Raw genomic sequence first — 24500 nt, 5'->3', positions numbered from 1 at the left:
GGTCGCCGCGACGGGGCATCCCGACGCACACGGAGGTATTGACCATGCACGATCTCGCGGGCGCCGTGTGGCGCACCAGCAGCCGCTCCAACGACCAGGGGCTCTGCGTGGAGGTGGCGGACAACCTGGTCGACGTTCACGGTCTGGTCGCGATCCGCGACTCCAAGGACCAGTCCGGCCCCACACTCGCGGTCAGCCCGCCGGGGTGGACAGCCTTCATCGGCGCGATTCGGGCCGGTCGCTTCGAACGCTGACCGGCGCTCCGGCACCAGTCGACGACGACCGGTGCCGGAGCGACCGCCTTTTCGGACAGTCTGGCCCCCGGGTAGTGGGAATTTCGTCCCGGGGGCATCGCCCGGCCCTCACTCCGCGTACCGTCGGGGACACGGGAGGGTGGCATGTCGATGGTCGCGGTTACCGGTCTCATCGAGGCGCACGCTGTCGATGTGTGGCGTCTGCTGACCGACCTGCCCGGCCGTGCGGCCCGGCTGACCGGAGCCGGTCCGATCGAGGTGCTCACCCCGGGCCCGTTCGGGCCGGGCACCTCCTGGCGGGAGGAGCGCGCCCAGCCGGGTGGCGGCACCCTGACCGAGGAGTTCCTGGTGGTGGAGGCCCTCGCCCCGCAACGACTCGTGTTGTGCTCCTCCGGCGCCGGGGCGGACTACCGCATCACCTGGAACCTGCGACCGGTCCGGCGTCGCCGTCGGGTCGGCACGGCGATCACCGTCACCCACGAGGCGGTGCCGACCGCGCCGTACGGGCGGGTGGTGGCGCTCCTGCTCGGCGGGCTCGCCGCGCGGGCGGTCGAGGCGGCGCTCCGGCGTGATCTGGCCGATCTGACCGTCGCGGCCGGTCGCCCCGGCTCCGCCGAAGCCGCCTGACCGTCGCGGCCGGTCGCCCCGGCTCCGCCGAAGCCGCCTGACTCCGGCGAGCGCGGCGGCCCGGCCACCCCGACCCGGGCGCGGGGCCTTGACCTGAGCGGGCTCCGGCGGGTTCCGCTGGGTAGGGTGCCGGGCGGAGGTGCGGCATGGGGTTCCCGAGAGGCCGACGACGGCTCGTGGTCACTGTCGCGGCGCTGCTCGCGACAGTGGCTGCCGCGGCCGTCGTGCACCGGGTCCTCGCGCCCGCCGAGGTGAGCACCGTGGCGCGGGCCGAGTACCCGGCGGCGCCGCAACCATCCGCCGGGGTGGTCGGCCGGCTCCCCGCCGCGCCGTTGATCGTGGATGCCCGGCTGCGGGTCTTCGCGGCGCACCGGCAGGTGTACGCCGACCGGCCGGCCAACGGGCGGTACCGAACCTCGCCGTTCTGGTCGTACCGGCGCTGGCCGGCTGAGCTGAGCGGGGTGGTGGCCAGCGGTCGTACCGTCATCAGCCGCTGGTCGGACGGCCGGGTGGTCGCGCTCGACGCGTCCACCGGTCGGGTGCTGTGGCGCGCCGACGGCCCGGTGCCGCCCACGGGTGACGCCGCGGTGCGACGGACCGGGGCGGCCACCGTCTGGGATCCGCCCGGCCTCTACCGCGCCGGCCTGCCGGGCGGCCGGACGGTGCTGGTGGTGACCGGCGACCGCCAGGCGCGTGGGATCGAGCTGGCCGGAGGCCGGGAGCTGTGGCGGGTCGAGCTGCCGGGGTCCTGCCGTGGTGACGTCGGCACGACCGTCACCGGCCAGTTGGTCGGCCTGGACACCTGCGCCGGTCCGGCCGCTGTCGAGTTCCGGGACGCGGCCACCGGTGCGGTCCGAGAGCGCTGGCGGCCGGCGGGGGCCCCGGACGCGTTGGTGGTGACCCCGCTCGGTTGCCGCACCGGCAGGTCGGAGTGTCCGGCCCTGCGGACCGCCGGGCCGGGCGACGCGGGTGGTCGGGGCTGGCTGGTGGGCGCGGGCGGCCCCGTCCCCGCCGCCGCGCTGGACCCGGCCGGCGCGACGGTGGTCGGCGAGGAGGCGGTCACCGTGCTCGACGGGACGGCGGTGGGCCGTTCGGCGCGTTCCGGCACCGAGCTGTGGCGCTTCGGCGGCCTCGGGCCGGCGGCCCGGGTGCTCGCCGCCCAGCCCGGCCGGGTGCACCTGCTGACCCAGGATAACGACCTGGTGACGCTCGACCCGGCGACCGGTACGCAGCTGTCCCGCTTCCGGATGAACGTCGGCTCGGACGGCACCGGCTGGTCGCCCGGGGCGGTGGCCACCGGAGACGGGTACGTGGCGGTGGAACGCCTCCGGCGGCCGGTCGACCCGGACGCCGAAGACCTGCGCTACTTCCTGTCGTCCGAACCGGTGATCCTGGCGGTGAGCTGAGGCGGGGAGCCGGCAATCACGGTTCCGGTTCATGTTCGGCGGTACTGTCCCCTCAACATCACTGTGGGTGATCCGGGGGTAACCGAGATGCTGCACCGACGACTAACCGCGATCCCGGTCGCCGGCCGGCTGGTCCTGGTGGCGCTCGTCGTCCTGGCGGCCGCGCTCCTCGCGCCGGGTGCCCCGAACGCCGTCGGCCGGCCGCCGAGCAGGGCAGTGGCGACTCCGAGCGCCGGCACCGGTGTCACCTTCGAGGTGCGCCCGGCGCCGACCACCGCGCCTCCGACGCAGCCGCCCACGCCGTCGGCGCAACCCACGCGGACCGCCGAACCGCAGCCGCCGACCCGCTCGCCGCAGCACGGGGGCGAACTGCCGGTGACCGGGATGGGCTCATCGCTCCTCATCCTGGTCCTGGTGGGCGCGGCGCTCGTGGTCGGCGGGGTTCTGCTGCGTCGTCGCCGGTTGGCCGGTTAACGCAAAAACGGACAAAAAGCGCCATAAATCCTTCAGACTGCTAGTCGGTGGACAGCGGACTGAAGGGCTGGACCTCAATGCGGTTTCTCCGACGAATGGTGGCCACCGTCGCCGCCCTGCTCGTGCTGCTCGGCGGCCTGGTGGTGCTGCCCGCACAGCCCGCGTCGGCGGCGCTGGTCCGGACGTTCGCGCCGCGCTTTCAGGAGAGCGAGCGCGGGGACGTCATCTTCGCCGGCAACACACTGGTCACCTGCTCGACGCCCGCCGGAACGTGTGCCACCGCGCAGGCCGGCACCACCGCCAACAACAACGACTTCACCGCCCGCCACGTGGACGTGGACAGCGTCGCCGCGACGACCAACTCCAGCAGTGCCACCCTCACGGTGCCGACCGGAGCCACTGTGCTCTGGGCCGGTCTCTGGTGGATGGGCAGCGCCGCGAGCGGTGACGCCGGGCGGTCGAGCATCCGCCTCGCTCCTCCCGGCGGTTCGTACAGCACCCTCCAGGGGCAGGTCAGCACCGGCAGGGTGGCCACCAACGGTGGGGTCGCGTACTCGGCGTTCGCCGAGGTGACCTCGCTCGTCACCGGCAGCGGCAGCTACACGGTCGGCGGCCTGACCACCACGTTGGGCGCCAACGCGCGTGGTGGATGGGCGCTGGTCGCGGCGATCCGCGACCCCGCGCAGCCGCTTCGCAATCTGGCGGTCTTCGACGGGTACGCCGAGATCAGCTCCGCCGCCGCCGACTCCCGGGTGACCACCACCATCTCCGGCTTCCGTACCCCCAGCTCGGGCGCTGTGACGGCGCGCATCGGGGCGATCGCCTCGGAGGGGGACGCCGGGCTGACCGGCGACGGGATCTCGTTCAACGGGGTGGCGTTGACCGACGCCCTGAACCCGGCGACAAACTTCTTCAACAGCTCGATCACCCGGCTCGGCTCCCGGGTGACAGCGAAGAACCCGAACTACGTCAACCAGCTCGGCTTCGACATCGACTACCTGGCCGCGCCGGCCGGCTCGATCGGCAACGCGCAGACCTCCGCCACCGTGGCGTTCAGCACCGGTGGTGAGTCGTACGAGCCGATGGCGCTGTTCACCGCCATCGACATCCTGGAACCGGACGTCATCGCCACGAAGACCGTCGGCCGGGTGGGTGGCGGCAGCCGCGTCGAGCCCGGCGACCAGATCGAGTACACGGTGTCGGTCACGTCCAGCGGCAACGAGAACGCCACAGCGGTCCAGCTCACCGACGCCATCCCGGCGGCCACCACGTACGTGCCGGGGTCGTTGGCCGTCAACGGCGTCAGCCGTACCGACGCGGCCGGCGACGACCAGGCCGGCTACGTCGCGGCCAGCAACCGGGTGGTGGCCAACCTGGGGACCGGCGCGACAGCCTCGGCGGGCGGCACGCTGGTCACGGGCGCGGTGAACACGGTCCGCTTCCGCGTGCGGGTGGTGGACGCGCCGGCGCCGGGCGTCACAGTCGCCAACCAGGCGGGCATCACCTACGGATCACCGACGTCGACCACCATCTACACGGATCTCACCGACGACCCGGCTGCGGCCGGGGTAGGAGATCCCACCAGGACCGACATCAACGACAGCCCGCAGGCGCAGGCGGTCCAGGTCGGCACGGCGGAGGACACGGCGCTCACCTTCAGCCTGCGTGACTTCGTGGTGGAGCCGGACGGGGACGAGGTCACCTTCACCGTCACGTCGACGCCGTCCGCGCAGGGGACGTTGACCTGTGCGCCCTCCGGCGCCTGCACCTACGTCCCGGCGCCGAACGTCAGCGGGCCGGTGGGCTTCAGCTACACCGTCTCCGACCCGTCCGGGCGGTCCGCCACGGCGGCCGGCACCATCACCGTCACCGCCGCGAACGACCCGCCGGTGGCGGTGGCCGACCGGGCGACAACGGCCGGCACCGCACCGGTGGCGGTGGACGTGCTGGCCAACGACACCGATGTGGACGGCGACCCGCTCTCCGTCGTGCCGGCGACCGGCGGCACCGGCCGCGGCGGCTTCGTGTGCGACACGGTGCGCTGCACCTACACGGCGGGGGCGGGCTTCGCCGGCGAGGACACCTTCGAATACACGGTCCGCGACCCGGGCGACGGTCGGGCGACCGGGCGGGTCACGGTGGTGGTCAGTCCGGCGGCGGGTTCCGGTCTCTCGATCAGCGCCCCGGAGACGGCAGCGCTGCCCACGGTGCGGGTGGGCGCCCCGGCGGCGAACGGGGAACTCGGCGCGGTGGTGGTCACCGACGATCGCGGCGCGCAGTCCGGCAGTTGGACGGCGACGGTCTCGATCACCAGCTTCACGGGCGGTGGTGGGGCGGTGCCGGGCGCCTCGGTGACCTACTCCTCGGGTCCCGCCGTGCAGACCATCGGCACCGGGACGTTCCTGCCGCAGTCGGGAGTGGCCCTGGGCACCGCGCAGATCGCCGCGCGGTGGACCGGAGGCGCCGGCCCGAACGAGGTGACCTGGAATCCGAGCCTCACCGTGGCGCTGGCCCCGTCGCTGGTCGCCGGCGCATACCAGGCGACGATCGAGCATTCGGTCGCGTAAGAGGTACAGGAAGAGCAAAACAGCACAATGCGGACATAGATCCATAAAATAGACATGTGGCCGACCTGGCCTCCGCCTACCGGCGTTACCGAACTGGAAGTGAGGAAGTCTGTGCGCTCTCTTCGTATGGCGGCCTGCGCCACCGTAGCCGTCGGGGCGGGCCTCGCGCTGGCCACCCCCGCGGTTGCCGCCCCGAACGACAGCACCGTCGTCACGTTCAACGTGGTCGGCGCCGGCCTCGACATCACCGCTCCCGAGACGGCCAGCCTCGGCAGTGGCCTGCCCGGCACGGTCCTCAGCGGCTCGATCGGCACCGTGCGGGTGACCGACCAGCGCGGCGCTCCCGACGCGTCGTGGACGGCCACCGTCACCTCGACGCACTTCGAGACCGGCGGCGGCAGCCCCAGCGAGCGGATCCTGGCCAGCCAGGTCGACTACTGGTCCGGCCCCGGCGCGGAGCAGCAGGGCAACGGCACCTTCACGCCGGGCCAGCTCACCTCGGCCAACGCCCAGCCGTTGGACACCGTCAACCCGCTCGTCGCCTTCACCCACACCGGCGGCACCGGCATCAACAGCATCGCCTGGTCGCCGACGCTGAACGTCAACATCCCCGCGTCGGCCGTCGTCGGCCTCTACACCGGGACGGTGACACATTCGGTGGCCTGACCGGTTCGGGCTCCGTCTGGCGGTGGCGGCGCTGGCCGCGCTGCTCGCCGCCACCCCGGCTGCCCCGGCACCCGCCGGGGCGGCCGCGCCCGATCCGGAGCGGGACAGGATCGGTATCCAACTGCTGGAAGCACCCGTCGACCGGCGGGCGGACCCCCGCGCCCACACGTACATCATCGACCACCTCGCCCCCGGCAGCACGATCAGCCGCCAGGTCAAGGTGGTCAACCGTTCCGACAGCCGCTACCGGCTGGAGCTGTATCCGGCCTCCGCGACGGTGGACGGCGGACAGTTCCGCTTCGGCGAGGGCCGCAGCGCCAACGAACTGTCCTCCTGGACGTCGCTGGACCGCGACACCGTCACCCTCGGGCCGGGCGACGAGTCGGAGCTGACCGCCACGATCCGGGTGCCGAAGAAGGCATCGGCCGGCGAGCGGTACGCGGTGATCTGGGCCGCTGCCACCTCGGCGCCGAAGGAGGGCGGCAACGTCACCCAGGTGCACCGGGTGGGCATCCGGGTCTACCTCGACGTCGGCGCGGGCGGGGAGCCGCCGTCCAGCTTCGCCATCGGCGACTTCACCGCCGGTCGCACTGTCGAGGGCCAGGCCACCCTGGCCGTCGCGGTGCGCAACACCGGCGGCCGGGCGCTGGACCTGACCGGCACGTTCTCGCTGGCCGAGGGGCCCGCGGGCGTCCGGGCCGGTCCGTTCGACGTGGTCGACGGGACCACGCTGGGACCGGCGCAATCCGGTTCGGTCACCGTCGCCCTGCCCCCGAAGCTGCCCAACGGTCCGTGGCGGGCGGACCTCACGCTGACCAGCGGACTGGTCAAGGAGACCGCGAGCGCCACGATCACCTTCCCGGACCCGGGCGAGCCGGCCGGCACCTTCGGCCTCGACGACCTGTCGATGCTGGTCGGCGGCTCGCTCGTCGTCGGCCTGCTGCTCCTCGCCGGTCTGCTGCTCGTGGTGCGCCGCCGCCGGCAGCCGCCGCTGCGGGCGCCCCGGCTGAGCTGAGCCGCGCGGCAACGCCCCCGCCCGCCGTCCGGCCCGGCCCGCCTGCCCGAGCGGGCCGGGCGGACGGTCAGGCCAGCGCCGCCTCCGCCGCCGCGAGGAACGCGTCGTTCTCGGCCGGCGTGCCGATGGTCACCCGGACCCCGTCCCCGGCGAACGGCCGGACGATCACCCCGCGCGCCTCGCACGCCCTGCCGAACGCCACCGCGCGGTCACCCAACGGCAGCCAGACGAAGTTGGCCCGGCTCGTCGGCACGTCGGGCACGAACTTGCGCAGCGCCTCGGTGACCCGCTCCCGTTCGGCGACGACCAGGGCGCAGCGGCGCTCCATCTCGGTGGCCTGCGCGAGCGCGGCGAGCGCCCCGGCCTGAGCCGCCGCGCTGGCGGAGAACGGGGTCACCACCTTGCGGATGGCGGCGGCCACCGTCGGCTGGGCGACCAGCCAACCGATCCGCAGACCGGCGAGCCCCCACGCCTTGGACAGCGTGCGCAGCACCGCCACGTTCGGCCGGTCGGAGTAGTCGAGCCCGTCCGGCACCTCGGTGTCGTCCACGAACTCCCGGTACGCCTCGTCGATCACCACGAGCACGTCGTCCGGCACCGCGTCCAGGAAGCGGTCCAACTCGGCCCGGCGCAGCGCCGTACCGGTCGGGTTGTTCGGGTTGCAGACCAGGATGACCCGGGTCCGGTCGGTCACCGCCGCGGCCATCGCCGCCAGGTCGTGCCCGTGCCCGGCGTCGTTGGGCACCCGCACGCTGGTCGCGCCGCTGGTCGCCACGATGATCGGGTACGCCTCGAAGGACCGCCACGAGTAGACCACCTCGTCACCGGGCAGGCAGGTGGCACGGACCAGGTGCTCGGCGAGCGCCACCGAACCGCAGCCGGTGGCGATCCGGTCCGCGTCCACGCCGTACCGCTCGGCCAGCGCGTCGCGCAGCGCCACCACGCCCATGTCCGGGTAGCGGTGGGCGCTGGTGGCCGCCTCGGTGACCGCCTCCACCACGCCGGGCAGCGGTCCGTACGGAACCTCGTTGCTGGCCAGCTTGATGGCCTCCGGCAGACCCAGCTCCCGGGCCAGGTCGGCGGGGCTGCGCCCGGGCACGTAGTTGGGCAGCGCGTCCAGGTCGGCGCGGGTCAGCCGCAGCGCCGGCTGGTGACGTCCGGAGTCGGTCATGGGGTGTCTCCCGAGGGCTGGTCGCGGTCGTTCGTGGGGGTGTGCTGGGGGACCTCGACCACCACCGTCTGCGCGCGCTTGTCGTGCAGCGCCTGACGCAGCGGGTGGTCGAAGAGCGGGGACAGGGCATCGACGAGTTGCAGCACCAGGCCGAGCCCGGCGCAGTACCAGAGCAGGGTGGGCAGACCCAGGGTGCTCCACCGGCCCAGCGCCCGGCGGACACCCAACGGCTGGTCGGCGGCCATCGGCACCGCGCGGATGCGCATCAGCCGCTTACCGATGGTCTGCCCGCCGGCGGCCATGCTGGGCACCTCGTAGGCCAGCCAGAGCGCGGTGGCGATCAGCAGGATCGCCACCAGCAGGGAGCTGGCCTGCTCCCCGGGCATCGGCAGGCCCTCGGCGGAGGTGTCGCCCCGTGCCGCGCGACGGAAGACCTCCTCCCAGTACGGTGCCCACTCCTGCGCCCAACGCCAGACGAACCAGCCGTTGACCACCACGTTCAGGGCGAAGACGAGACCGAAGTCGATCAGCCGGGCGGTGAGCCGGCGGCCGTAGCCGGCCAGTCGGAAACCGTGCGGCCGGGGCTCGGGCGGACGACCCGGCCAGCCCGGATGACCGGCCGGCGCGGTCCAGCCGGGCTGACCGCCCGGTGCGGACCAGCCCGGCGGAACCTGCTGGGGCGCCCACCCGGGCGGCCCGGCCTGGGGCCCCCAGCCCGGTCCGTGTCCCGGTTGCGGGCCGTACCCCGGTGGTGGGCCCGGCTGCTGCGGCCCCGGCTGCTGCGGCCAGCCCGGCGCGGCGGGCGTCGGAACCGGGGTCGGCGGCGTCGCTGCCGCGGGCGGCTGCTCCACCGGCGGCGGACCGTCCGGCGGCGTCGCGTCGACAGGTATGGGCGCGCCCAGCCAACCCTCGCCGTCCCAGTAACGCCGGGTCTCGGGGTCGGCCGGGTCGACATACCACCCGGGTTGCACGCTCACGCCGTCGCTCCGCTTCGCTCACTCCGCTCGCTCACGCCGTCGCTCCGCTTCGCTGCGCGACGGCGCGAGGCGCCACGCTACTGAGCCTGCTGGTTCGCTCACTCCGCTCGCTCACGCCGTCGCTCCGCTTCGCTGCGCGACGGCGCGAGGCGCCACGCTACTGAGCCTGCTGGTTCGCTCACTCCGCTCGCTCACGCCGCCACCTTAACGACGATCGCTGTGCCGAACCGGTTCTGGAGGCGCGGCGCGAAGCCGCCGGTGGTGGGCTGCGGCCCACCGACCGGCGGCATCGGATACGACGGAGGTTGCGTCACGCCCGCAAGTGTTACAGGTTGCCGCGGGCTTCCTGCTCCCGCTCGATGGCCTGGAAGAGCGCCTTGAAATTGCCCTTGCCGAAGCCGAGCGACCCGTGCCGCTCGATCAGCTCGAAGAAGACCGTCGGCCGGTCCTGCACCGGCTTGGTGAAGATCTGCAGCAGGTAGCCGTCCTCGTCCCGGTCGACAAGGATCTTGCGGGCCTTCAGCTCCTCGATCGGCACCCGCACCTTGCCGATGCGCTCGCGCAGCTCCGGGTCGTCGTAGTACGAGTCCGGGGTGTCCAGGAACTCCACGCCGGCGGCCCGCATCGCGTCGACGCTGGCGAGGATGTCGTTGGTGGCGACGGCGATGTGCTGCGCGCCCGGACCCTGGTAGAACTCCAGGTACTCGTCGATCTGCGACTTCTTGCGGGCGATCGCCGGCTCGTTGAGGGGGAACTTCACCTTGCGGGTGCCGTTCGCCACCACCTTGCTCATCAGCGCCGAGTAGTCGGTGGCGATGTCGTCGCCGACGAACTCCGCCATGTTGGAGAAGCCCATCACCCGCTTGTAGAACTCGACCCACTCGTCCATCCGGCCCAGCTCAACGTTGCCGACCACGTGGTCGACGGCCTGGAAGAAGCGCTTCGGCTGGATGCCGGCGGCGATCATCGGCTGCCGGTCCACGATCGGGCCCCGGGCCACGAAACCGGGCAGGAACGGGCCGGTGTAGCGGGACCGGTCGACGAGGGTGTGCCGGGTGTCGCCGTACGCGCCGATCGCGGCCATCCGCACGGTGCCGTACTCGTCGCTGACGTCGTGCGGCTCGATGACACCGGCGGCGCCCTGGGCGACGGCGTGGGCGTACGCGGCGTCCACGTCCGGCACCTCGAGCGCGATGTCGCTGATGCCGTCGCTGTGCCGGGCCACGTGGTCGGCGCCGTCGGCGTCGGGGCGTACCGCGCCGGTCAGCACGAACCGGGCCGAACCGCTGGTCAGCACGTACTGGGCGTGGTCCCGGTAGCCCTGCTCGGGCCCGCGGTACGCCACGCAGGTCATGCCGAACGCGGTGGAGTAGTAGTGGGCGGCCTGCTTGGCGTTGCCGACCAGGAAGTGGATGTGGTCGAGGCCCCGGACCGGGAACGGGTCGTGGCTGATGTCGTGGTCGACAGCACCGACGAGCCGGTCGATGTCGACGTCCTCGGTCGACTGGGGTCGGTCGATCGCCTGGGTCATGATGGGCTCCCTCGCGTACCGGCCGGCCTTGTGGGCCGCCGTGGTCGGTTCTTCTGGGGAGGATCGCTGGACCGGTGCCGGGTGGGCAACTGTCGACAGAAACGCTGGTCAGGTTGCGCATTCGGTATGGTCTGCACCCATGAATGGTGAGCAGAATGTACAGCTCGACGCGCTCGACGTGCGCTTGATCGAACTGCTCGCCGAGGAGCCGCGGATCGGCGTGCTGGAGTGCTCCCGGCGGCTCGGGGTGGCCCGGGGCACCGTGCAGGCGAGGCTCGACAAGCTCGTCGAGCGTGGTGTCATCGGGGGCTTCGGTCCGGAGATCGCCCCGGCCGCGATCGGGTTCGGTGTGACCAGCTTCGTCACCCTGGAGATCAGCCAGCGACAGGGCCACGACCCGGTCACCGCGCACCTCGCCGCCATCCCCGAGGTGCTGGAGGCGCACACCATCACCGGCTCCAGTGACCTGCTCTGCCGGATCGTGGCCCGCTCCAACACCGACCTGCAACGGGTCATCGACCAGATCGTCTCGTCCGCCGGCATCACCCGGGCCTCCACGATCATCGCGCTGGCCGAGCAGATCCCCTACCGGACGCTGCCGCTGGTGCGCAGCGCCGTCCGCGCCGAGGGGAAGACGCCGTAACACCTCCGGGCCCAGAAAGCGTGGCGACACGGCGGCACGGGCGTACGAAAGATCCGCGATCGTGGCTACGGTGTGCGGTGTGGCGAAGGGGAGGGTGCGCGGCGGGCTGCTGGCCGGCCTCGCCGTGGTCGTCGCGCTCGCCGCGACCGGCGTGTGGAACCCCTTCCCCGGCCTGTGGGACTGGATCGACCGCAGCGAGCCCATCTCCGAGCCCGACGTGGTCTGGCAGCAGCGGGTCGGCGGCACCCCGCGCAGCGTGACCTTCGCCGGCGACGCCGTCGTGGTCGAGCAGCGCACCCGGGTCGAGGCGCGCAGTCTGGCCACCGGCGCGCAGCTCTGGGAGCGCAAGGCCGACTGGGCCGCGGTCGCCGGCGGGGACCGGGACTCGGTGGTCGCCGTGGGCAAGCTCCTGGTCAAGGGGTACGAGCTGCTCGACCCCACCACCGGGGCGACCCGGCGACGTGACGGTGACGCGGTGGCCGTGTGGACGTACCGGAATCTGCTGCTCGACGCCCGGTGCACGGACGCCACCGACTGCACCCTCAGCGCCTGGGACCCGCGGGGCACGGCGCCGCTGTGGACCGCGTTCCTGCCCGGGGTGCACAGCGGCCTGCTGGCCGACAACCCGGGCCTGCGCGGCACCCGGCGGCTCACCGCCACCCGGATCGACGACGGGGTGGCCGGGGCGGAGACCGCGCCGCCGCTGCTCGGCTTCCCGGTCGACGGCCGGGTGCACGTCGTCGACACCGCCACCGGTCGGGTGTTGCAGAACGTCGAGCCGGCCCGCGACGAGCGTCTGTCGGTGGTGGGCGGTCGGATGCTGCGGATCGCCGCCCGCTCCCAGGACGGGGCCTGCTACTTCGCCATCTCCGCGCGGGACCCGGCCACCGGGCAGGAGGCGTGGCAGCGGGCCGGGGTCAACCTGCGGACCGCGGACAGCGCCGGCTGCGTGCAGCGCGAGGACCCGCAGGGCGCGCGGAACGTGCTGATCGGCGTCGGGCCGGACGGTCGCGAGGCGGTCATCGACGGGTACGACGGGCGGCTGCTCTGGGTCGGCGAGCCGGGCACCAAGCTGATCGCCGTCGACGACCGGGTGGCGGTGTTCCGGGCCGCCGACAAGCGCTCGGTCGTCGCCCGGGAGTTGGGCACCGAGAAGGTGCTGTGGACGCGGCCGGCAACCGGTAAATCCGGTGCCGCGCTCACCCCGTACGCGGCGGTGGTCACCGACGAGAAGCCGTCCCGGTTGACGGCTGTGGACCCGCGCAACGGCAAGGAGCTGGCCGCGCTGCGCACCTCGGCGAACGCCCTCGCCGTCGGCTCGCAGGGCATGATCGTCGGCGAGGGGCGGGAGATCGGCTACGTGCGCTTCGGCGCGGCCGGTGGATCGCCCGGCCGCCCGCCCGGCAACGGCGGGAATCCCGGGCCGGCCGGTCCCGGCTCCGGTCCCGGCGGCACGAACAACGGCGACTGCGGGCCGAAGGGTGAGCTGTGCCCGGAGCCGGACGGCGGCAAGGACGGCTGAGCGGGGCGTTCACCTGCTCGTCGATCCGTGCGTGCCGGCGGTGGATGAGAGCGGCGTCCCAGGACCCGCCCGGCGGGTGGGAGTGATCGACCGGTCTGCCCTAGGCTTGCCGCTCATGAGCAGTGCCGCCGCATTCTCGTACGCCCCTCTGCTGCCGACCGGCCCGGACCAGACGGACTACCGCCTGGTCACCGACGAGGGCGTGGACGTCGTACACGGTCCGGGGGGCCGTCGGTTCCTCACCGTGGAGCCGGCCGCGCTCACCGCGCTGACCGCCGAGGCGATGCACGACATCGCGCACTTCCTGCGCCCGACGCACCTGGCGCAGCTCCGGGCCATCATCGACGATCCGGCCGCCTCGCCGAACGACAGGTTCGTCGCACTGGACCTGCTGCGCAACGCCAACATCGCCGCCGGCGGGGTGTTGCCGATGTGCCAGGACACCGGCACCGCCATCGTGATGGGCAAGCGCGGTCGGCACGTGCTGACCGACGGCGCCGACGCCGAGGCCATCTCCCGGGGCGTCTACCAGGCGTACACCAGGCTCAACCTGCGCTACTCGCAGCTCGCGCCGCTCACCATGTGGGACGAGCGGAACACCGGCAGCAACCTGCCCGCCCAGGTGGAGCTGTACGCCGAGGACCCGGACGGGCACCCCGACGCGTACAAGTTCCTGTTCATGGCCAAGGGCGGCGGCTCGGCCAACAAGTCGTACCTCTACCAGGAGACGAAGGCGCTGCTCAACCCGGTGCGGATGATGCAGTTCCTGGAGGAGAAGCTGCGGCTGATCGGCACCGCCGCGTGCCCGCCGTACCACCTGGCCATCGTCATCGGCGGCACCTCCGCCGAGTACGCGTTGAAGACCGCCAAGTACGCCAGCGCCAAGTACCTCGACGCGCTGCCGACGGCGGGTTCGATGAGCGCGCACGGCTTCCGCGACCTGGAGCTGGAGGCGCAGGTGCTGGAGCTGACCCGCAACTTCGGCATCGGCGCGCAGTTCGGCGGCCGGTACTTCTGCCACGACGTACGGGTGGTGCGGCTGCCCCGACACGGGGCGTCCTGCCCGGTGGCCATCGCCGTCTCCTGCTCGGCGGACCGGCAGGCCGTTGCCAAGATCACCCCGTCGGGTGTGTGGCTGGAGCGGCTGGAGACCGATCCGGCGCGGTTCCTGCCCGACGTCACCGACGAAGCGCTCGACACCGAGACGGTCGTCCGGGTCGACCTCAACCGGCCGATGGCCGAGATCCGCGCCGAGCTGTCGAAGTACCCCGTGAAGACGCGGCTGTCGCTGTCCGGCCCGCTCGTCGTCGCCCGGGACATCGCGCACGCCAAGATCGCCGAGCGGCTGGACGCCGGTGAGCCGATGCCGCAGTACCTACGGGACCACGCGGTCTACTACGCGGGCCCGGCGAAGACCCCCGAGGGGTACGCGTCCGGCTCGTTCGGCCCGACCACCGCCGGCCGGATGGACGCCTACGTGGAGAAGTTCCAGGCCGCCGGCGGGTCGCAGGTGATGCTGGCCAAGGGCAACCGATCCGGTCAGGTGACCCGCTCCTGCCAGCGGCACGGCGGGTTCTATCTCGGCTCGATCGGCGGCCCCGCGGCCCGTCTCGCCCAGGACTGCATCAAGCACGTCGAGGTGCTGGAGTACCCGGAGCTGGGCATGGAGGCGGTCTGGAAGATCGAGGTGGAGGACTTCCCCGCCTTCATCGTCGTCGACGACAAGGGCAACGACTTCTTCGCCGAGGTCACCAAGCCGGTGCTCACCGTCGGCCGCCGCTGACCCGACAGGCAGCAGCAGAAGGGGCGCTGGGCGAGCCCGCCTGGCGCCCCCTCTGTCGTCCGGTCGCGGCCGGCATCGGTGCGCCCACCCCGCCGGAGTGGGATGGTCGCACCGCCCCCGTTGGATGCCGTCACCATTGACCCACTACGAGTCTGCCGCGCCCCGCTGTCGGACCGCTCTCGCATCACTATCGCCTGCCCGGGTCGGGCTGACGGATCATCTGCGGTTCGTCGACCGGCGGGGCAGGATGGTACGCGTGACGACTCCAGAGGCGACCGGTTACCGCATCGAACGCGACTCGATGGGCGAGGTGGAGGTGCCCGCCGAGGCGCTGTGGCGGGCGCAGACCCAGCGCGCCGTGCAGAACTTCCCGATCTCCGGCCGGGGCCTGGAACCGGCCCAGATCAAGGCCCTCGCGCAGATCAAGGGCGCGGCAGCCGCCGTCAACGGAGAGTTGGGTGTGATAGATCCCACCATCGCCGCGGCCATCGCTGCCGCCGCCGCGCACGTGGCGGACGGCGGTTACGACGACCAGTTCCCGGTGGACGTGTTCCAGACCGGCTCGGGCACGTCGTCGAACATGAACACCAACGAGGTGATCGCCACTCTGGCGAGCCGCGAGATGGGCGCCCCTGTGCACCCGAACGACCACGTCAACGCCTCGCAGTCCAGCAACGACGTGTTCCCGACGTCGATCCACCTGGCCGCCACCCAGTTCATCGTGGAGGATCTGCTGCCGTCGCTGAACCACCTCGCGTCGGCGCTGGAGGCGAAGGCGGCCGAGTTCGAGACGGTGGTCAAGGCCGGGCGTACCCATCTGATGGACGCCACCCCGGTCACCCTGGGCCAGGAGTTCGGCGGGTACGCCGCCCAGGTCCGCTACGGCATCGAGCGCCTGGAGGGCTCGCTGCCCCGGCTGGCCGAGCTGCCGCTGGGCGGCACCGCGGTAGGCACCGGGATCAACACCCCCCTCGGGTTCGCCGCCGCGGTGATCGGCAAGCTGCGCGAGTCGACAGGCCTGCCGCTGAGCGAGGCGCGTAACCACTTCGAGGCGCAGGGCGCGCGGGACGCGCTGGTGGAGACCTCGGGGCAACTGCGGACCATCGCGGTCGGCCTCTACAAGATCGCCAACGACATTCGCTGGATGGGTTCCGGCCCCCGGGCCGGCCTCCGCGAGCTGCGCATCCCCGACCTCCAGCCCGGCTCGTCGATCATGCCGGGCAAGGTCAACCCGGTGGTCGCCGAGGCGATGCGGCAGGTCTGCGCCCAGGTCATCGGCAACGACGCGACGGTCGGGTTCGCCGGTTCGCAGGGCGACTTCGAACTGAACGTCATGCTCCCCGTGATGGGCCGCAACCTGCTGGAGTCGATCCGCCTGCTGTCCGCGGTGAGCCGGCTGTTCGCCGACCGCCTGGTGGTCGGCCTGGTCGCGGACGCCGAGGTCTGCCTGGCGTACGCCGAGGGCTCACCGTCGATCGTCACCCCGCTCAACCGCTACCTGGGGTACGACGAGGCCGCCTCGATCGCCAAGGAGGCGCTGGCCAAGCAGACCTCGATCCGCGAGGTGGTGCTCTCCCGGGGGCACGTCGACTCCGGCAAGCTCACCGAGACCCAGCTCGACGAGACGCTCGACCTGCTCCGGATGACCCACCCCTGACCTGCTCAGCGGGTGTTGCGGTTTCGGGGGATCAGCGTGGGTTGGCGAGGGTGAGCGCGGCTTTGCGGGGATCAGCGCGGGTTCGGCGGTGGTGTGGGTGGTGTGGGCGGTGCCGGCGAGTGCGGGTCGCCGCGCGGGGCCGCCCAGCCGAGGAAGCGGGTGAAGAGCGCCTTCGGGTCGGGGCCGTCCTGGGGGTTGAGTCGGTAGAGGTCCGCCCCCGCGTCGTGCAGCACCGCGCACAGGTAGACGCTCAACGCGATCCGATCGTGCGCGTACTCCTGGCAGAGGCTGAGCCGGGCCACCGGGCACGGCCAGGGCGCGGCGCAGACCCGGCAGAGCCAGAGCGGGCGCAACGGCAGGTGCGGTCGGCGGGGTGCGGCGGTGCGGTCCTCCGGACCGGTCCGGGACATGTCGTTGCGGTCCTTTCGAGCTGAATCGTCTGTGACATCACCCCGTCGCCCGTCCCGGAGCCGGCACCGTAGGTTCTCCCCGGGTGCTGCCTCAAGATCGTGCTCGATCCGGGAAGTAGTGGCTTGGGCCCGGGGAGGGCCGTCGATCTTGCTGTTTCTGTTGTCGCAAACATGGATAAGAGCCGCTAAACGGCAACCGGAAGTGCAAGATCGACGGGGATAACGGCGGGGAGCGGTGGTGCGCTTCACAGTGTGGTGATGAGGCGACTACGTTCGGAAGGGTTCGCGCTGCCTGTCGGTGCTGTCCTGTTACTGCGCCGCGCCGGTCTGGTGGTCTCGTGGAGTTGATCGTCGGCGGGGTGGAGAGTGGTTGGGCATGGCCGATGGGCAGATGACGGCGGCGGCGTTCCTGGTCGCGGAGCTGCGCCGGGCGCGGGCCCGCCGGGGCTGGAGTCAGGACGAGCTGGCCAAGGCGGTGAACTACTCGGCGTCGATGGTCAGCGCCGTCGAGTTGGGTCAGCAGCCTCCCACCGCCAAATACCTGGAACTCGTCGACCGCGCCCTGGACACCGGCGGCCTCTTCGGCCGCATGTCGACGGAGTTGGTCAGCCTGGACAAAGCCCAGGCGTGGCTGCGTGGTTGGCGATCAATCCTCTCGGAGGCGCGGGCGCTGCGGTGGTTCGACCCGCTGCATGTTCCTGGACTGCTGCAAACCGAAGGTTATGCCCGCGCCGTCTTCGAGTCTGACCGGCTACTTGACGCCGACGAGGTGGAGAGGCGGCTGGCGGACCGGATGGACAGTCAGCGGATTCTCTACGGGGACCGCCCACCGCACCTGGTCGCCGTGCTGGATGAGTCGGTGCTGCGGCGACGCGTTGGCGGTCGGAAGGTGATGTGCGAGCAGGCCCTGCACCTGGCGCGCTTGGCAACCGAGCATCCACGAGTGCAACTGCACGTAGTGCCACGCTCTGCCGAGGAGTACCCCGGTCTGAACGGGCCGTTCATCCTCGCCACGGTGGCCGATCACAGTGACCTCGCCTACCTTGGTGGCCAGATCGGCGGTCAGGAACTTGATCAGCCTGCGGATCTCCTGCGTCTACAGTGGACGTGGGAGGCGACTCTCGGCCAAGCGATGCCTCCGCAGGAGTCAATCGAGTTGCTGAGGGAGGTGGCGGAGGCGTGGAGTTGACCGGAGTTCGGTGGCGCAAGAGCAGCCGGAGTGGTTCCAACGACCAGTGTGTCGAGGTGGCTACGAATCTGGGGGACGTGGTCGGGGTGCGAGACAGCAAGGACCCGGACGGGCCCGTGCTCGTAGTCGACGCGTACTCCTGGCGGCTCTTCGTGGTCGCGCCTCCGCGCTGACGCGACCGCCGGGCGCGCGACGGCGGTCGGGTCCTCGCGCGCAACGTCGGCGAAGGTGCTGCCTCGGCGCGGCCGGAGGCGGCAGCTTCCCCGATGTTGCGCGGATCTCGCGCGGAAGGCCGAGGGCGGGCCGGGGTAAACGGCTCGACCGTGACGTGCGGTGGCGGGATGATCCGGCGCATGGGTGGTTTTGGGGCGAGCCGACCTCCGGGGACCGAGCGGTTGCGGTTGCGGCGGTTGACCATGGCGGACGTGGACGCGCTCGTCGAGTTGGACAGCGACCCGGAGGTCATGCGGTTCCTCACCGGCGGTGTCGCCACCCCGGTGGCGAAGGTGCGGGACGAGCAGTTGCCGAGGTTGCTCGCTCAGTACGAGCGGCACCCCGGGTTGGGTCGCTGGGCGGCGCTCGACCGGGAGAACGGTGACTTCCTGGGGTGGTTCGCGCTGGACCCGTCGGCGGACGGGGCCGAGGCCGAGTTGGGTTACCGGCTGCGCCGGGCGGCGTGGGGACGAGGGCTGGCGACCGAGGGGTCCCGGGCGTTGGTCCGGTACGCCTTCGACGCGGTCGGGGTGCGTCGGGTGTGGGCCGAGACGATGGCGGTCAACGAACGTTCCCGGCGGGTGATGTCGAAGGCCGGGCTGCGCTACGTGCGGACCTTCCACCTGCAGTGGGACGACCCGATCCCGGGCGCCGAGCAGGGCGAGGTGGAGTACGAGCTGCGGGCCGAGGAGTGGTCGGCCCTCGGTCAGGAGCGGCTGGCCGCCCGGCGGGCGCGGTAGGCGGTCACCGCCGCGCGGTTGCCGCAGCCGGCTTCGCAGAATCGCCGGGAGCGGTTGCGGGAGAGGTCGACGACTACGTTGCCGCAGTCCGGGTAGTCGCAGATCCGCAGGCGGCTCAGCTCGCCGGCGCGGACCAGGTCGGCCATCGCCATGGCCGCCTCCACCGCGATCCGGGTCGCCAGCGGCGCGTCGCGGGGAACGGAGTGCAGATGGTACGGCTCGTCGTCGTGCTCGATGAGCTGCGGCAACGCCTTGTGTTCGAGGAGCAGGCCGTTGACGATCGCGACGATCTCCGGTGGCTCGGCGTGCCAGATGCGGCGTAGTCGGGGGCGGAGGTCCCGGACGGCGCGCAGCTCGGCCTCGGTGTGCTCGTGTCGGCCGCTGTAGTTGTGCCGAACGAAGAAGGCGTCCAGCGCCGCGACGTCGGGCAGCAGCTCGCCGTCCCGACCCGCGGTGTTGACCAACGCGGCGGTGGCGATCAGCGAACACTCGGTGTCATGAGCGAATAGCAACTTGACTCCTTTCATCTCGGGCGTCTAGCGTCATCAGTACAAGGATAGTTTGCTCATTACATGGCACCGTCCCGAGGAGCGCGCATGAATTCACGACCCGCTGCCGCCGGTGCCGCTCTGGCGGTGCTCTCGGCTGTCACCTTCGCCACCTCCGGGACCTTCGCGCGATCCCTCATCCAGGCCGGTTGGTCGGCCGAGTCGGCTGTCGTCGCCCGGGTCGGGATAGCCGCCGTGGTGCTGGCGGTCCCCGCCCTGCTGTCGCTGCGGGGCAGGATGCACGTGCTGCGGAGCAATGCCGTCTCCATCGGGCTGTTCGGGCTCCTCGGGGTGGCGCTGGCCCAGGTGTGCTTCTTCAACGCCGTGCGCTACCTGCCGGTCGGTGTCGCGCTGCTGCTGGAATACCTGGGCATCATCCTCGTCGTGGGGTGGATGTGGCTACGGCACGGTCAGCCTCCCCGTCGGCTCACCGTCGCCGGCTCGGTGGTCGCCCTCGCCGGCCTGGCATTCGTGCTCGACCTCGCCGGCACCGCCGACTTCCATCCGGTGGGTGTGCTCTGGGGCCTGGGCGCGGCGTTCGGCCTGGCCGGATACTTCGTGCTCGCCGGTCGGGTCGACCCCCGGCTGCCCTCGGTCGCCATGGCCAGCGCCGGCATGGCCGTCGGCGCGGTGGTGCTGCTCGTCGTAGGGTTGGCCGGTCTGCTGCCGCTGCGCGCGACGTTCGGCGAGGTCACCTTCGCCGGGCAGCGCACCAGTTGGCTGCTGCCCATCGCCGGACTCTCGCTGGTGGCCGCCGTCATCGCCTACCTGGCCGGGATCGCGGGCAACCGGATCCTGGGCCCGCGCCTCTCCTCGTTCGTCGGGCTCACCGAGGTGCTCTTCGCGGTGCTGATCGCCTGGCTGTTCCTCAACGAACTGCCCACCGGCTGGCAGCTCTTCGGTGGTGCGCTGATCATCGCCGGCGTCGCCCTGGTACGCCTCGACGAACTGCGCGGACCGTCGCCCACGCCCACGCCCGCCTCGCCCGAGCCCGCGCTGGCGGTCGACAGGCGCTGAGACACTGGGCGGCGTGCTGACCACAGTGGTGTTCGACGCCGACGAGACCCTGCTGGACCTGCGCCCGGCGGTGACCGGTGGGTTGGTGACCGTCCTCGACGAGATGCGGCGACGCACCCCGGCGGCGGCGGAGGTGACCCTCGCCGACCTGGAGTCGGACTGGGGCGCGGTCTTCGGCGAGATGTCGGCCGCGCCGGTGATGGAGATCCGCCGCGCCGCGCTGGCCCGGTCGCTGGCCCGCGCAGAGCTGGGCGACCACCTGGATGAGATCGCCGACCTCTTCTTCGCCCGCCGGTTCGCGCTCACCCGACCGTTCCCGGACGTGCCACTCGCGCTCAGGGCGCTCCGCTCCCGATACACGCTCGGGTTCGCCACCAATGGCAACAGCCGGGCCGAACGCTGCGGGCTCGCCGGCGAGTTCGCCTTCGAGGTGTACGCGCACGAAGGCGGCCTGCCGAAGAAGCCCGCCCCGGAGTTCTTCGCGGCGGTGGTCGCGGCCGCGGGCGTGCTGCCAGAGCAGATCGTGTACGTCGGTGACTCCTGGGAGCACGACGTGGTGGCCCCACGGCGTGCCGGCCTGCGGTCGGTCTGGTTGAACCGGATTGGTCTGCCGCGCCCGCGCGGGGTCACGCCTGACGCGGAGGTGTCCACGCTGGCTGACCTGCCATCGGTGCTGGCGGAGATCCCGACGGCTGCCGATCTGCCGGTGCCGGGTGATGTGCCGGCGGTGCCGGGTGATGTGTCGGGCGGATGAAGCAGAGATTCGCCGCCATAACGGACGTTCAGGTGGCGGAAAGCTGCCGGGTGCTGTGTGATGGCTGCCACGTCCCTCAACGAGAGGATCCGATGTGGTGAGCAAGCGCTCCACCGCCGGTGCTGTCGCGAGCGCGGCAGTGCTGGCACTGACGGCTGCGGGGCTGGGTGTGCCGGCCAGTGCCGCGCCGAGCACCTCCCGCACCTTCACCGTCGTGGCTGAGGACGGTGTCGCCGCCGAGACGGCGGTCGCCGCGATCCGGGCTGCCGGCGGCACTGTGGTGTCCCGCGCCGACGAGGTCGGCATGTACCAGGTCAGCAGTGACCGGGCTGACTTCGCGGCCAAGGCGACGGCCGCTCCCACGCTGATCGGCGCTGCCGAACAGAAGGCCATCGGCCGCAAGCCGAAGCTGGACCGGGTTGAGCAGGAGCACCTGACGGCAGCCATTTCTGGTGCCGCCGCCCGCAAGGGTGTCGCTCGCAAGGGTGCCAAGCTCGACCCGCTGGACGACAGGCTCTGGGGTCTGGAGATGATCCGGGCCGACAAGGCGCGCGCCATCGAGCCGGGCGACCGGCGGGTGACCGTCGGCGTGCTGGACACCGGCGTCGACGCCAGCAACCCGGACATCGCGCCGAACTTCGACTGGGCGCTGTCGCGCAACTTCGCCCCGGACCTGGTCGACGTGGACGGCCCGTGCGAGGTGCCGAGCTGCCTCGACCCGGTGGGCACCGACGACGGCGGGCACGGCACCCACGTGGCCGGCACCATCGGCGCCGCCGCCAACGGCTTCGGCCTCTCCGGTGTCGCCCCGAACGTCTCGCTCGTCGAACTGAAGGGCGGCCAGGACTCCGGCTACTTCTTCCTCGAGCCCGTGGTCAACGCCCTGCTGCACGCCGGCCGGTCCGGCATCGACGTGGTGAACATGTCGTTCTACGTCGACCCGTGGCTCTTCAACTGCACCGCCAACCCGGCCGACTCGCCGGAGGCCCAGGCCGAGCAGCGGGCCATCATCAAGGCGATGAAGCGGGCGCTGACGTTCGCCCACAACAAGGGCGTCACCCTCGTCGCCGCGCTCGGCAACGAGAACGACGACCTCGGCTCTCCCCGTACCGACGTGACCAGCCCGGACTACGGCGCAGACCCGTACCCCCGGCCGATCGACAACGAGAGCTGCTGGAACCTGCCCACCGAGGGCCCCAACGTGATCGGGGTGTCCTCGCTCGGCCCGTCCGGCAAGAAGTCGGACTTCTCCAACTACGGCACCGAGCAGACCTCGGTCGCCGCCCCCGGCGGTTGGTACCGGGACGGCTTCGGCACCGACACGTTCCGTACCGACGCCAACATGATCCTCTCCTCGTACCCGAAGCACGTGCTCCAGGAGGAGGGCTCGGTCGACGCCGACGGCAACATCGTCGCCGGTTTCGAGGAGTCGGTCTTCAAGCAGTGCAAGGCCAACGGTGAGTGCGGCTACTACACCTACCTGCAGGGCACCTCGATGGCGTCCCCGCACGCCGCCGGTGTCGCCGCGCTGATCGTCAGCCGGTACGGCAAGGCGCAGGGCCGGGCCGCCTTCGGTATGTCGCCCAAGCTGGTCGAGCAGCACCTCTACCGCACGGCGGCCGAGCACGCCTGCCCGGAACCGCGGTTGCAGCAGTATCGCGACGAGGGCCGGGACGAGACCTACGACGCCTACTGCGCCGGTGGGATCAACTTCAACGGCTTCTACGGCTACGGGATCATCGACGCCTACGCGGCGGTGAAGACCCCGCTCGACCCGAACGCCCGCCCGTAAGGCACCTGTCCAGGGCCCGGTCGACGCTCGTCGACCGGGCCCTGTCCTGTCGGGTTCTGTCCTGGCCCGGGCTGTCCTGTCGGGGTCTGTCTTGTGTGGGTCTGTCTTGTGTGGGTCTGTCTTGTCTGGGCCTGTCTTTTCCCGGCCTGTCTTGTCCGGGGCTGCCCGGCGCTGGCCCTGGTCCGCCCCTGCCCGCCGGCCTCGGCCTTGGTCCTGGCCTTGGCCTTGGTCCTGGCCTTGGCCTTGGCCGGGGTCCTGGCCTTGGCCGGGGTCCTGGCCTTGGCCGGGGTCCTGGTCCTGGTCCTGGTCCTGGTCCTGGCCCTGGTCCTGGCCCTGGCCCTGGCCCTGGTCCTGGCCCTGGCCCTGGCCCTGGCCCTGGCTTCGGTCCTGGTCTTGGCCCGCCGGGCTTGATCGACTCGGGTTCCTTGAAGGCGCGGTAACCGAGGGCCGGGGTAGGCGCGGTTTCCCGGAAGGCGAGTTGACCCTGGTCATGCGGGCACTCCCCGCCGCCAACCACGGCTGACCAGCGCGTTGCGCACCTCGTGGAGCACCGCCGGGAACTCGCCGTAGAGGCGTCGACTGGTCACGTGCAGGACCAGCCAGCCCGCGCTCACCAACATGTTCAGCCGGCGACGGTCGCGGTGCAGCTGCTCCGGGTCGGAGTGCCACTGACCGTCGTACTCGACCGCCACCCGGAACTCCGGCCAGGCCAGGTCGGGGTGTACGACAGTGCCGTTGGGCAGGCGGATCGGATGCTGGGTGACCGGGCGTGGAAGTCCACCGAGCACCAACCGCACCCGCAGGTGGGACTCCGGTGGAGACTCGGCTCCGCCGTCGGCCAGGCCGAACACCCACTGCGCTCGTCGGCCACCGGGCCGGTCGGCATTGCTGGCACCGAGGACGGCCAGCGCGTCGTGATCGGTCAACCGCTGCCCGAGCAGCGAATCGACGATGGCGACCGCTCGGATCGGGTCGAGCCAGACGGCTGTTTCCCAGGCCGCCCGTCCCGGGTCGGAGCAGGGGATCGGGTTGCCCCGGTCCCGGCTCGGCCGGGAAGCGTTGGCCCTCACGCGACGATCGCCCGCTCTGGCCGTGGCCATGCCGCCCGATCCACCGGAGAGGGCGGTCGGTAGGGAAGGTCGACGGCTGCGGCGCGGCGTCGACGCGAAGGTCGGTGGTCGTGTTCCCGTAGGTCGGGCCGGGTCGCGTGGTGGGGTGGCCTGAGGTGGTTGGCCCGCGTTTGGTGGTCGGGTGATCCGGGGCGTTTGGCCCGCGTTTGGTGGTCGCGTGGTCTGGGGTTCTTGGCCCGTGCCTGGTGGTCGGGTGGCCTGGGGCGCTCGGCCCACGGCTGGTGGTCGCGTGGCCTGTGGCGTCTGTTCTGCGCCTGATGGGTGGGTGGCGGGTGGCGCCTCCTCTGCGCCTTGTGGGCGTGGGGTTTGCGACCGGGCGACCGCTCGCGGCTGGAGCGGGGTGATGGTGTTGACGTGCACGCGGAGACCGCGCTGGGGACCGATGCGCAGCGGTCGGGGCGCGAGGACGTGGAT

The 24500-nt window shown here is 72.0% G+C and carries 25 protein-coding genes; 18 read left to right on the top strand and 7 right to left on the bottom strand.

What is annotated here, in order from left to right; translation table 11 throughout:
- Positions 1-44: 44 nt before the first annotated feature.
- From O7634_RS07420 to O7634_RS07390, 7 genes are all read left to right on the top strand, one after another.
- Entirely contained in the window at positions 45-254 is a 210-nt protein-coding gene (locus O7634_RS07420; protein ID WP_278149403.1) for a DUF397 domain-containing protein, read from the top strand.
- Positions 255-398: 144 nt separating this feature from the next.
- A complete protein-coding gene (locus O7634_RS07415; RefSeq protein ID WP_278149402.1) occupies positions 399-881 on the top strand; it encodes an SRPBCC family protein in 483 nt (160 codons plus the stop codon).
- Positions 882-1027: 146 nt separating this feature from the next.
- Positions 1028-2287, top strand: a complete 1260-nt coding sequence (locus tag O7634_RS07410; protein WP_278149401.1) for a PQQ-binding-like beta-propeller repeat protein — start codon at positions 1028-1030, stop codon at positions 2285-2287.
- Positions 2288-2374: 87 nt separating this feature from the next.
- Positions 2375-2761, top strand: a complete 387-nt coding sequence (locus O7634_RS07405) for an LPXTG cell wall anchor domain-containing protein (protein WP_278149400.1) — start codon at positions 2375-2377, stop codon at positions 2759-2761.
- A gap of 47 nt (positions 2762-2808) precedes the next feature.
- Complete coding sequence (locus tag O7634_RS07400) at positions 2809-5328, top strand: Ig-like domain-containing protein (protein WP_278149399.1); 2520 nt, start codon at positions 2809-2811, stop codon at positions 5326-5328.
- A gap of 111 nt (positions 5329-5439) precedes the next feature.
- Positions 5440-5994 (top strand): hypothetical protein, encoded by a 555-nt coding sequence (locus tag O7634_RS07395; protein ID WP_278149398.1) that lies wholly within the window; start codon positions 5440-5442, stop codon positions 5992-5994.
- Between the two features lie 22 nt (positions 5995-6016).
- Positions 6017-7009 carry a hypothetical protein gene (locus O7634_RS07390; RefSeq protein ID WP_278149397.1) on the top strand — a complete coding sequence of 331 codons (993 nt, stop codon included), beginning with the start codon at positions 6017-6019 and terminating at the stop codon, positions 7007-7009.
- A gap of 67 nt (positions 7010-7076) precedes the next feature.
- Here O7634_RS07390 and hisC read toward each other — a convergent pair whose 3' ends face one another.
- The 4 genes from hisC to hppD all read right to left on the bottom strand — a co-directional run bounded on the left by hisC (position 7077) and on the right by hppD (position 10688).
- The gene (gene hisC / locus O7634_RS07385) at positions 7077-8180 is read right to left on the bottom strand and encodes a histidinol-phosphate transaminase (protein WP_278149396.1); all 1104 of its coding nucleotides are present in this window, start codon (positions 8178-8180) and stop codon (positions 7077-7079) included.
- A complete protein-coding gene (locus O7634_RS07380) occupies positions 8177-9157 on the bottom strand; it encodes an RDD family protein (RefSeq protein ID WP_278149395.1) in 981 nt (326 codons plus the stop codon). Before O7634_RS07380 ends, hisC begins: the two co-directional genes overlap by 4 nt.
- 191 nt (positions 9158-9348) lie before the next feature.
- Complete coding sequence (locus O7634_RS07375; RefSeq protein ID WP_278149394.1) at positions 9349-9471, bottom strand: hypothetical protein; 123 nt, start codon at positions 9469-9471, stop codon at positions 9349-9351.
- Between the two features lie 11 nt (positions 9472-9482).
- Positions 9483-10688: a 4-hydroxyphenylpyruvate dioxygenase gene (hppD, locus tag O7634_RS07370; RefSeq protein WP_278149393.1), complete on the bottom strand. Its 1206-nt coding sequence runs from the start codon at positions 10686-10688 to the stop codon at positions 9483-9485.
- A gap of 139 nt (positions 10689-10827) precedes the next feature.
- Between hppD and O7634_RS07365 the strand changes: the two genes are divergently transcribed.
- The 4 genes from O7634_RS07365 (at position 10828) to O7634_RS07350 (ending at position 16293) form a co-directional block, all read left to right on the top strand.
- Entirely contained in the window at positions 10828-11331 is a 504-nt protein-coding gene (locus O7634_RS07365; RefSeq protein ID WP_278149392.1) for an Lrp/AsnC family transcriptional regulator, read from the top strand.
- A gap of 106 nt (positions 11332-11437) precedes the next feature.
- Positions 11438-12853 carry a PQQ-binding-like beta-propeller repeat protein gene (locus tag O7634_RS07360; protein ID WP_278153897.1) on the top strand — a complete coding sequence of 472 codons (1416 nt, stop codon included), beginning with the start codon at positions 11438-11440 and terminating at the stop codon, positions 12851-12853.
- Between the two features lie 115 nt (positions 12854-12968).
- On the top strand, positions 12969-14636 hold the full coding sequence (locus O7634_RS07355; RefSeq protein WP_278149391.1) for a fumarate hydratase: 1668 nt from the start codon (positions 12969-12971) through the stop codon (positions 14634-14636).
- 247 nt (positions 14637-14883) lie between these two features.
- The gene (locus O7634_RS07350) at positions 14884-16293 is read left to right on the top strand and encodes a class II fumarate hydratase (protein WP_278149390.1); all 1410 of its coding nucleotides are present in this window, start codon (positions 14884-14886) and stop codon (positions 16291-16293) included.
- 71 nt (positions 16294-16364) lie between these two features.
- Here the strand turns inward: O7634_RS07350 and O7634_RS07345 are convergent, their stop codons facing one another.
- Complete coding sequence (locus O7634_RS07345; RefSeq protein WP_278149389.1) at positions 16365-16703, bottom strand: hypothetical protein; 339 nt, start codon at positions 16701-16703, stop codon at positions 16365-16367.
- 376 nt (positions 16704-17079) lie between these two features.
- On the opposite strand from O7634_RS07345, the gene O7634_RS07340 reads away from it, so the two are divergent.
- The 3 genes from O7634_RS07340 to O7634_RS07330 all read left to right on the top strand — a co-directional run bounded on the left by O7634_RS07340 (position 17080) and on the right by O7634_RS07330 (position 18845).
- The gene (locus tag O7634_RS07340; RefSeq protein ID WP_278149388.1) at positions 17080-17892 is read left to right on the top strand and encodes a helix-turn-helix transcriptional regulator; all 813 of its coding nucleotides are present in this window, start codon (positions 17080-17082) and stop codon (positions 17890-17892) included.
- Positions 17883-18065, top strand: coding sequence for a DUF397 domain-containing protein (locus O7634_RS07335; protein ID WP_278149387.1), 183 nt, complete (start codon positions 17883-17885; stop codon positions 18063-18065). Before O7634_RS07340 ends, O7634_RS07335 begins: the two co-directional genes overlap by 10 nt.
- Positions 18066-18245: 180 nt before the next feature.
- Positions 18246-18845 carry a GNAT family N-acetyltransferase gene (locus O7634_RS07330; RefSeq protein ID WP_278149386.1) on the top strand — a complete coding sequence of 200 codons (600 nt, stop codon included), beginning with the start codon at positions 18246-18248 and terminating at the stop codon, positions 18843-18845.
- Here O7634_RS07330 and O7634_RS07325 read toward each other — a convergent pair.
- Positions 18812-19357 carry a CGNR zinc finger domain-containing protein gene (locus O7634_RS07325; RefSeq protein ID WP_278149385.1) on the bottom strand — a complete coding sequence of 182 codons (546 nt, stop codon included), beginning with the start codon at positions 19355-19357 and terminating at the stop codon, positions 18812-18814. The two genes, O7634_RS07330 and O7634_RS07325, sit on opposite strands and share 34 nt — an antisense overlap.
- 84 nt (positions 19358-19441) lie before the next feature.
- On the opposite strand from O7634_RS07325, the gene O7634_RS07320 reads away from it, so the two are divergent.
- The 4 genes from O7634_RS07320 (at position 19442) to O7634_RS07305 (ending at position 23367) form a co-directional block, all read left to right on the top strand.
- Positions 19442-20410, top strand: coding sequence for a DMT family transporter (locus O7634_RS07320; protein ID WP_278149384.1), 969 nt, complete (start codon positions 19442-19444; stop codon positions 20408-20410).
- A 13-nt stretch (positions 20411-20423) separates the two neighbouring features.
- Positions 20424-21164 carry an HAD family hydrolase gene (locus O7634_RS07315; RefSeq protein ID WP_278149383.1) on the top strand — a complete coding sequence of 247 codons (741 nt, stop codon included), beginning with the start codon at positions 20424-20426 and terminating at the stop codon, positions 21162-21164.
- 97 nt (positions 21165-21261) lie between these two features.
- Positions 21262-22956, top strand: a complete 1695-nt coding sequence (locus O7634_RS07310) for a S8 family serine peptidase (RefSeq protein ID WP_278149382.1) — start codon at positions 21262-21264, stop codon at positions 22954-22956.
- Positions 22957-23217: 261 nt separating this feature from the next.
- The gene (locus tag O7634_RS07305) at positions 23218-23367 is read left to right on the top strand and encodes a hypothetical protein (protein WP_278149381.1); all 150 of its coding nucleotides are present in this window, start codon (positions 23218-23220) and stop codon (positions 23365-23367) included.
- Between the two features lie 77 nt (positions 23368-23444).
- Here O7634_RS07305 and O7634_RS07300 read toward each other — a convergent pair whose 3' ends face one another.
- A complete protein-coding gene (locus O7634_RS07300; RefSeq protein WP_278149380.1) occupies positions 23445-24026 on the bottom strand; it encodes a DUF559 domain-containing protein in 582 nt (193 codons plus the stop codon).
- Positions 24027-24500 lie beyond the last annotated feature (474 nt).

It is taken from the genome of Micromonospora sp. WMMD1120, assembly GCF_029626235.1.
Taxonomy (GTDB): domain Bacteria; phylum Actinomycetota; class Actinomycetes; order Mycobacteriales; family Micromonosporaceae; genus Micromonospora.
The sequence above is the reverse complement of the archived record's forward strand: the minus strand, read 5'-3'. Positions and strand labels throughout refer to the sequence as shown.